Here is an 8,997-nt window from a genome sequence, read left to right on the forward strand (position 1 = left end):
CGCTCCAGCGGGCAGCCGCCGCATTTCGGGTCCCCCTTGAGGCAGTGGGCCTTGCCCGCCCGGACGATCAGGGCGTGGAACTCGTTGAACAGATCAACGTCTGGGTCCAGGACGTCCATGAAGAACGAACGCATCTCCTCGTAGTCCACATCCTCGGGAAGCATTCCATGCCGTACGAGGATGCGCCTCGTGTAGGCGTCCACCACAAAGGTCGGCTTGTTCAGGGCATACAGCAGGATGGAGTCGGCGGTCTCCGGTCCGATGCCCTTGACCTCGATCAGAGCGGGCCTGAGAGATTCCAGGTCCCTCCTTCCCAGAGCCGGTAGATCCAATCTGCATTCCCGGTGGAGAAAGGACAGAAAATTCTTCAGCCGTCTGGCCTTGAGTCGATAGTATCCCGACGGGCGGATGAATTCGGCCAGATCGGTCTCGGGCAGGGCGTAGAGCTTGTCAGCCTCAAGAACCCCAGCCGACTTCAGGTTCCAGATGGCCTTGGACACGTTCCCCCAGTTCGTATTCTGAGTCAGGATAGCTCCCACGGCCACCTCCAGCGGGGTCTCGCCTGGCCACCAATGACTGGGTCCCAGCGCGTCAAGCATGGCCCCGTACCAATTCAGGAGAATCGTCTGTCGATCCATGGGAAACGGTCCTTTGCGGCCCTGTCAGGCCCAGACCAGGGCCGCCCACTCGCCCCGTTCGTATCTGGTCGGTCGCCCCAAACCCCGGCCCTCGTAACGCTCGGCCACCGCCCCAGCCTGATCGACGAGCAGGCCGGAAAGAACCAGGGCTCCGCCCGAAGCCAGCGCCGAAACGATGTCTTTGGCCATTCGCTTCAGCGGTTCGGCCAGGATGTTGGCCAGAATCAGATCAAAGGGCTTGTCGCCTTCAAGGGTATGGGCCGAACCCTTGCGGACCGAGAACCGGTCGGCCACCCCGTTCAGTTCGATGTTGGTCTCAGCGTTGGCCAGAGCCGCAGGATCGATATCCAGACCGATGCCCTGCATACCCAGGAGAGCGCAGCCGATGCCCAAAATGCCCGAACCCGTGCCCAGATCCAAAAAACTCGTTCCTGGCCCAAGCCGCCCGGCCCGGTGCAGCCTAATGACCGCTTCCAGACAAAGGACCGTCGTCTGATGATGTCCAGTCCCAAAGGCCATCTGCGGTTCGATGTACAGAATATGCCTGGATCCTTCGACCTGGGAGCCCTGCTCCCAGGAGGGGAGAACCACCATGGCGTCACCGACCTCCACCGGAGTAAAGAACTCCCTCCAGGCCAGAGCCCAATCGAGTTCCTTGATCTCGGCCAGACTGACGATGGCTTCGGGCCACCGCTCACGGCACATCCCGGCCGTCAGATCCCTGTCTTCGAGCCTGTGAAAATGAGCCGTCAGCCGGACCCGGCCGGCCTCTGACTCACTTTCCTCCCAACCCCAGGGACATTGCCGGAAGAGCAGGCCCTGCAACGCCGGGAGGGTCGTCTCGTCAACATCCACGTTGATGGAGAATAAAATCCCGGACTCGGCCACCGATCCGTCCCCCATCTCAGAGAATCTCCCTCAGGAAGGCCTTGGTCCGCTCGTGCTGAGGGCTGGTGAAAAAGTGCTCGGGTGTGCCCCGCTCCACCACCAGGCCCTCGTCCATGAACAGAACCCGATCGGCCACCTCCCTGGCAAAGCCCATTTCGTGGGTCACGCAGAGCATGGTCATGCCGTCCCGGGCCAGATCCTTCATGACGTTCAGAACCTCGTTGATCATTTCCGGGTCCAGAGCCGAGGTCGGCTCATCAAACAGCATCACCTTGGGACGCATGGCCAGGGCCCGGGCAATGGCCACCCGTTGCTGCTGGCCTCCGGACAGCTCCACCGGATACTTGTGGGCCTGATCCTGGATGCCGACCCGCTTCAACAGATCCAAAGCCATGGATTCGGCATCGTTTCTGGACATCTTCCTGACCTTGCGCGGAGCCAGGGTCACATTTTGCAAAATGCTCAGATGCGGATAAAGGTTGAACTGCTGAAAGACGATGCCGATCTCGGTCCGCAGCCGGTTCAGATTCTCATCCGGCCGGGTGATGTCCCGGCCCTCGAACAGGATGCTCCCTGTGTCGATGTCCTCCAGCCGGTTCAGACAGCGTATGAAGGTACTCTTGCCCGATCCGCTTGGCCCGCAGATGACCAGGACCTCGCCCTTGTCCACCTGTTCGTCGATGCCTCTGAGGACGTGGAAATCCCCGTACCATTTATGGACGTTGTGAAACTCGATCAAGGACATGTTGGATATCCCGTAGGTCTTTGGTGAGAGTCCGAAGGTCGAAGATCCCGGGGGAAAGGGGTTCTCCGTCAAGTCAATGGGCGTTACCCGAGCCCGGAAACACTGTCAAACGAAGCCCTCGCCGCCAATCCTTCAGATCGTCGACCCGCCCGACATTCGGCCCAGAATATCCTCCAAGGCCTGGGCGAAGTCGTCCAGATCCTCCTGGACTATGGTCAGGGGAGGCAAAAGCCGCAAAATGCGGTCCTGGGTCAGGTTGAGGATGAAACCCTTTTCGATCATGAGGGATTCCCAGACCTCCTTGCCGGGGAAGGTCAACTCCACACCGATCATCAGGCCCCGGCCTCGGATGGCGGCCACCAGATCCGGATATCGCCCCATGACTTTGGTCAGTCGGGCCCGAGTCGCAGCCCCGACCCGCTCGGCCCTTCCTGCCAGATCGTCCCTGACCATGATTTTCAGAACCTTCGAGGCCACAGCCGAGACTAGGGCCCCGCCTCCGAAGGTGGTGGCGTGGGAGCCCGGCTCGAATCCCCGGGCCGCCTCGGCCGTAGCCAGAACGGCCCCCATGGGCAGGCCGTTGGCCAAGGCCTTGGAGGTGGTCATCACATCCGGGCGCAGACCATGGAGCTGATGGGCCCAGAACCGGCCGGTCCGGCACAGACCCGACTGGACCTCGTCGACCATGAACAGCACTCCACGCTCCCGGCAAAGGCCCTGCAAGGCCAAAAGATTGTCGGTCGGCAGTTCCCGAATTCCACCTTCACCCTGTATGATTTCCACGAGAACCGCCGCGGTTTGCTCACCCACGGCCCCCTCCAGAGCCGAAAAGTCGCCGAAGGGCACGGTCCGAAAACCCTCGGGAAGGGGATCGAACCCGTCCTTGACCTTGTCCTGGCCCGTGGCAGTCAACGTGGCCAGAGTCCGGCCATGGAACGACCCGGACAGGGTGACCACCTCGAAGGCCTGGATGCCCCGGACCTTGCGCATATATCTCCGGGCTAGCTTGATGGCACCCTCGTTGGCCTCGGCTCCGGAATTGCAGAAGAAGACCCGGTCGAGATCGCAGGTGGCGAGCAGGGCCTCGGCCAGGTCGAGCTGCTCGTTCTGGAAAAAGAGGTTGCTGACGTGGACGAGCCGCCCGGCCTGCTCGACCATGGTCTCGGTCAGCTCTGGATGACAATGTCCCAGATTACAGACCGAGATTCCGGCCAGCAGATCGACGTATTCCCGACCGGCCCCGTCCCAGAGCCTGGCCCCCAAACCTCGGACGACGTCCAGGGGGTACCGTCCGTAAGTGGACATGAGCAAGGCTGACTCCCTTTCCCGCAATGCTTTTGGAACCATTGAGATATGCTCCTTTTTCGCTCTACGCGAAGATTATTTTCACATCCGGCCGGTATGGCCGAAACCGCCCGCTCCCCGGGCCGTCTCCGACAGGGCCTCCACCTCCCGAAACAAGGGGCGAAAGACGGGCATGAAGACCATCTGGGCGATGCGCTGACCGAGACGGACCACCCGCTCCTCCCCCGAGGTGTTCAGGAGGGAGACCACGATCTCGCCACGGTAGTCCGGATCCACGACTCCGACACCCTGACTGACCACCAGACCGTCTTTTGTCCCCAGGCCGCTCCGTGAAAAAATGAACCCAGCCACTCCGGGGCGGGAAATCTCCATGGCCAGGCCGGTCGGAAACGCGGCCCGCCCCCCAGAGACAATGACCGTGGCCTCGCCCTCCATCCAGGCCCTGAGGTCAACTCCGGCCGAACCCGGGGTGGCCGCAGTTGGCCCCTTCATCCAATCCCCCGGCCGGAGCACCTTGATACCGACATCCAAAAAAACATCCATCTCCCTGCTCTCCCTCACCCGGCCGAACCCGGCCGGCCTTGCTTTTTTTATCACCCGCTGGCAAGAAAAGAACGGCGGCGACATCCCAACCGCCCCCTTACGAATCAACTCCAGCACAAACGCGAGGCCTCCATGCGACCCCTGCACATCTATTCCGTCGTCCCCAGACTCCCCGAAAATCTTCGGCCCCTCTGGGATCTGGCCTACAACATGTGGTATACGTGGAAACACGACGTGGCCGACCTGTTCGCCCAGATCGACCGGCATCTCTGGTATCGATCCGAGTGCAACCCGGTCCGGTTCCTGAACATGCTACCCCAGCCCGTGCTTGAGGATCTGGCCAAGGACGAGTTTTTCCTGGCCCGCCTGGAGGAAAGCAAATCCTCCCTCGACCACTATCTGGGCCGAACCACCTCCGCCGTGGCCTTCGAACGACCGGACGCCAAGCCTGTCGTGGCCTATTTCAGCTTGGAGTACGGCATCGGTCTCAGCCTGCCCATTTACTCCGGAGGTCTGGGCATCCTGGCCGGAGACCATCTCAAGTCAGCCAGCGACCTGAACATTCCCCTTGTGGGCATCGGGCTCTGCTACCAGAAGGGCTACTTCCGCCAATATCTGACCCAGGACGGCTGGCAGCAGGAACGCTATCCGGTCAACGACTTCACCCTGATGCCCATGACCATCGTCCGGGACCGGGACGGCAGGCAACTGGAAATCTCCCTACAGCTCCAGGACCGGGAACTCAAGGCTCGATTGTGGGAGGTCAAGGTCGGCCGGATCGTGCTCTATCTGCTGGACACCAACATCGCCTCCAATCCGCCGGACTTCCGCGAAATCACGGCCGAACTCTACGGCGGAGACCTGGAGATGCGCATTCGCCAGGAGTTTCTCCTGGGCATCGGCGGTCTCAAGGCCCTCCACGCCATGGGCCTCGACCCCAAAGTCATCCACATGAACGAGGGCCACTCGGCCTTTGCAGGCCTGGAGCGGATCAGAACCTTCATGGCCGACCACTCCATGTCCTTCGAAGCCGCCCTCGAACTCAACGCCTCCAGCAGCGTCTTCACCACCCACACCCCCGTGCCGGCCGGGAACGACCGCTTCCCCGCCGATCTCATGTTCCGCTACTTCGACCGGTATGCCCGAGACCTCGGTCTGGCCTTCAAGGTCTTTCTGGCCCTTGGGCGGGAAAACCCCTGGGACGACAACGAGACCTTCTGCATGACCGTCCTGGCCCTGAAGCTCTCCCGATTCAGCAACGGAGTCAGCAAGCTTCACGGCAAGGTTTCCAGAAAAATGTGGCAGCGTGTCTGGCCCCAATACCCCCAGGAGGACGTGCCCATCGGGGCCATTACCAACGGGATTCACATCCCCACCTGGGTGGCCCCGGCCAATGCCGCCCTGTTCGATCGCTACCTGGGCATCAACTGGCGGGAGGACCCGGACTGCGAAAAGGCCTGGGCCAAATCCCAGATCATCCCGGACACCGAACTCTGGAGAACCCGGGAACGGCTTCGTGAACGTCTAGTGGACTACGTCCGCATCCGGCTCAAGGTCCAAATCATGGCCAGGGGAGGCCGACGAAAGGACATCATGGCCGCCGAGGAGGTCCTCGATCCCCGGGCCCTGACCATCGGCTTCGCCCGCCGTTTCGCGACCTACAAGCGGGCCTACCTGCTTCTCAAGGACAAAGACCGCTTCCTGCGTATTCTTTCGGATATCGAACGCCCCGTGCAGTTCATCCTGGCCGGCAAGGCCCATCCCCAGGACAACGAGGGCAAGAAGATCATCCAGCAGCTCATCCAATTCGCCATGGAATCCAAGGCCCGCCGAAAGATCGTCTTCCTCGAGGACTACGACATGGAGGTGGCCCGTTATCTGGTCCAGGGCTGCGACATCTGGCTCAATACCCCCCGTCGGCCCCTGGAGGCCTGCGGCACGAGCGGGATGAAGGCCATGGCCAACGGTGTTTTGAACTTCAGCACCCTGGACGGATGGTGGGACGAGGCCTACAAGCCCGACAACAGCCTCGGCTGGGCCATCGGCCGAGGTGAGGAATACGAGGACTTGGAATACCAGGATTTCGTCGAGAGTCAGACCCTCTACAACATCCTGGAAAAGGACATCATCCCCCTCTTCTATGACCGCGGCCAGACCGGACTGCCCAGGGCCTGGATCGCCAAGATGAAAAACGAATTCCAGTTCTTGAACCCGGTATTCAACGCCCACCGCATGGTCGAGGAATACACGAAGACAGCCTACATCCCGGCCATGAACAACTTCGTGCGCCTGTCAGCCGACGAGATGAAGCCTGCCAAGGAACTGGCCGCCTGGCGCATGGATCTGATGACCAAATGGGGCCAGATCAAGGTCCGGAACGTCCAGGCCCGCAGCGACGAGGAAATTTTCGTCGACGAGCCCATCCCGGTCCAGGCCGAGATCATGCTCGACGGACTGCGTCCCGACGACATCCAGGCCGAGATCTATGCCGGACCGCTGGACCATGAGGGTGCTTTTCTCTCGAGGACGACCATGCCCATGCAGGCCACGGACACAGTGACCCCGGACGGATGGAGGATCTACGCCGGAAAGCTCAGACCCGACAATTCCGGTCGATACGGATTCACGGTCCGGGTCCTGCCCCACCACCCGCTCCTGCTGGACCCCCACAGTCTGGGTCTCATCCACTGGGCCTTTCCCGAAGGAAACTAGGAGCTGATGGGCGAGAGCTCCGGGGCCGGGAGGCGATCCAGACAGCGGGCCGACGTACTTCTGGCCGAGGCCGGCCTGGCCGAATCCCGGGAACGAGCCAAACGGCTGATCATGGCCGGGCTCGTCTTCTGGAATGACAAGGGCCTGGACCGACCCGTTACCAAGCCCGGCCAGCCCATGGCCCAGGGTACGGTCTTTACCGTTCAGGAACCGGAGCGCTTCGTCGGCAGGGGGGGGCATAAGCTTCTCACGGCCCTGAATCATTTCAATCTGGCCATGAAAGGTCTTTCGGCCCTTGACGTGGGGGCCTCCACCGGCGGGTTCACAGACTGTCTTCTCCAACACGGAGCGGCAAAAGTCTACGCCCTGGATGTCGGTCACGGGCAGCTCCACTGGCGGCTCCGCAGCGACCCCCGGGTGGTCTGCCTGGAGGGAATCAACATCCGGCACGCCTCGCCGGATCTCATTCCCGAGCCCGTCGATCTGATCGTTGCCGATTGCTCCTTCATCTCCCTGCGACTCGTTCTTCCCCCCAGCCTGGTCTTCCTGAAGCCCGGAGGCCGGATTCTGGCTCTGGTCAAGCCCCAGTTCGAGGTCGGCCCGGGCCAAACGGACAAGGGCGTGGTTCGGGATGAGGCCTTACGTCTCATGGCCGTGGAGGACATCATGACCTTTGCCCGCGACGAACTCGGTCTGACTCCGCAGGGCTTCGTGGCCTCGGGCATCAAGGGCCCCAAAGGCAACCAGGAATACATCGTTCAGCTTCAGCGAACTACCAACCGCGACACGCTGAATCTCGATGCCAAGGATACCCTCCCATGACCCCAGGTAATTTTCAGCAACTGGCGAATTTCATCTGGTCCGTGGCCGACCTGCTGCGCGGGCCGTACCGGCCGCCGCAGTATGAACGGGTCATGCTGCCCCTGACGGTGCTGCGCCGTTTCGACGCGGTGCTGGCCCCCACCAAGGAGGCGGTGCTCAAACGCTACGAGGCCTTGAAGGACAAGGACCCGCAGCTGGTGGACCGGGTACTGAACGAGCTGGCCAAGGACGACGACGGCAAGCCACTGGGTTTTCACAATCACAGCCATCTCGATTTCCGCAAACTCAAGGGCGACCCGGACAATATCGGCCAGCACCTCGCGGGCTACATCAAAGGTTTTTCCGAGAACATCCAGAAGATTTTTGAACGCTTTGAGTTCGAACAGGAAATCGCCAAACTCGAAGAGGCCAACCGCCTCTATCAGGTGGTTTCGCAGTTCGCCGAAATCGACCTGCATCCCCGCCATGTGGACAACATTACCATGGGACTGGTGTTTGAAGACCTGATTCGACGCTTTAACGAAGCGGCCAACGAGACGGCCGGTGACCATTTCACCCCGCGCGAGGTCATCCGCCTGATGGTCAACCTGCTGCTGGAGCCCGACACCCAGGTGCTCACCCAGGCGGGCAAGATAGTTACCATCTGCGACCCGGCCTGCGGCACCGGCGGCATGCTGGCCGAAAGCCAGAACTGGCTGCGCGCCCACAACGAACAGGCCACGGTCAAGGTCTACGGCCAGGACTACAACCCGCGCTCCTACGCCGTCGCCGCCTCCGACCTGCTGATCAAGGGGCACAAGGACAGCCAGATCAAATACGGCAACACCCTGACCAACGACCAGTTCTCCGACATGCGTTTCGACTACCTACTGGCCAACCCGCCCTTTGGTGTGGACTGGAAGGGGGAAAAGAAAGAGATTGACCGCTGGCCCAACTTTCGCGGCTACAACGGCAAGCTGCCGCGCATCAACGACGGCGCGCTGCTCTTTCTGATCCACATGATCGCCAAGTTTCAGCCGTGGCAGTCGGGCAACCGCGACAAGCCCGGCTCGCGCATCGCCATTGTCTTCAACGGCTCGCCGCTCTTCACTGGTGGCGCGGGCAGCGGCGAAAGCGAAATCCGCCGCTGGATCATCGAGCACGACTGGCTGGAAGCCATCGTCGCCCTGCCTGAGCAGATGTTCTACAACACCGGCATCGGCACATTCGTCTGGGTGCTCAGCAACCGCAAGGAGAAGCATCGCAAGGGTAAAATTCAGCTGATCGACGCCCGCGAGCGCTGGACGCCGATGAAACGCAGCCTCGGCAACAAGCGCCGCTGGCTGGACGAAAAGGCCATCGGTG

Annotated in this window: 8 protein-coding genes; 3 read left to right on the forward strand and 5 right to left on the reverse strand. The window is 61.5% G+C overall.

The genetic code is table 11. The features are described from left to right. From EOM25_10175 to EOM25_10195, 5 genes are all read right to left on the reverse strand, one after another. On the reverse strand, window positions 1–638 hold a 638-nt coding region (locus EOM25_10175; protein NCC25544.1), incomplete at its 3' end, for an endonuclease III domain-containing protein. Between the two features lie 24 nt (window positions 639–662). Further along, a complete protein-coding gene (locus tag EOM25_10180) occupies window positions 663–1,541 on the reverse strand; it encodes a 50S ribosomal protein L11 methyltransferase (protein NCC25545.1) in 879 nt (292 codons plus the stop codon). 1 nt (window position 1,542) lies between these two features. After that, window positions 1,543–2,271, reverse strand: coding sequence for an amino acid ABC transporter ATP-binding protein (locus tag EOM25_10185; GenBank protein NCC25546.1), 729 nt, complete (start codon window positions 2,269–2,271; stop codon window positions 1,543–1,545). 132 nt (window positions 2,272–2,403) lie between these two features. Beyond that, complete coding sequence (locus EOM25_10190; GenBank protein NCC25547.1) at window positions 2,404–3,618, reverse strand: aspartate aminotransferase family protein; 1,215 nt, start codon at window positions 3,616–3,618, stop codon at window positions 2,404–2,406. Window positions 3,619–3,657: 39 nt separating this feature from the next. Next, window positions 3,658–4,119 carry a dUTP diphosphatase gene (locus tag EOM25_10195; GenBank protein ID NCC25548.1) on the reverse strand — a complete coding sequence of 154 codons (462 nt, stop codon included), beginning with the start codon at window positions 4,117–4,119 and terminating at the stop codon, window positions 3,658–3,660. A gap of 132 nt (window positions 4,120–4,251) precedes the next feature. Here EOM25_10195 and EOM25_10200 point away from each other — a divergent pair, with 132 nt between their 5' ends. From EOM25_10200 to EOM25_10210, 3 genes are all read left to right on the forward strand, one after another. Next, window positions 4,252–6,831, forward strand: a complete 2,580-nt coding sequence (locus EOM25_10200) for a glycosyltransferase family 1 protein (protein ID NCC25549.1) — start codon at window positions 4,252–4,254, stop codon at window positions 6,829–6,831. A 6-nt stretch (window positions 6,832–6,837) separates the two neighbouring features. Then, window positions 6,838–7,653 (forward strand): TlyA family RNA methyltransferase, encoded by an 816-nt coding sequence (locus EOM25_10205; GenBank protein NCC25550.1) that lies wholly within the window; start codon window positions 6,838–6,840, stop codon window positions 7,651–7,653. Next, a partial coding sequence (locus EOM25_10210; GenBank protein ID NCC25551.1) for an SAM-dependent DNA methyltransferase occupies window positions 7,650–8,997 on the forward strand: 1,348 nt, incomplete at its 3' end. The genes EOM25_10205 and EOM25_10210, both read left to right, overlap by 4 nt.

The organism is Deltaproteobacteria bacterium (assembly GCA_009929795.1).
Classification (GTDB): Bacteria; Desulfobacterota; Desulfovibrionia; order Desulfovibrionales; family Desulfomicrobiaceae; genus RZZR01.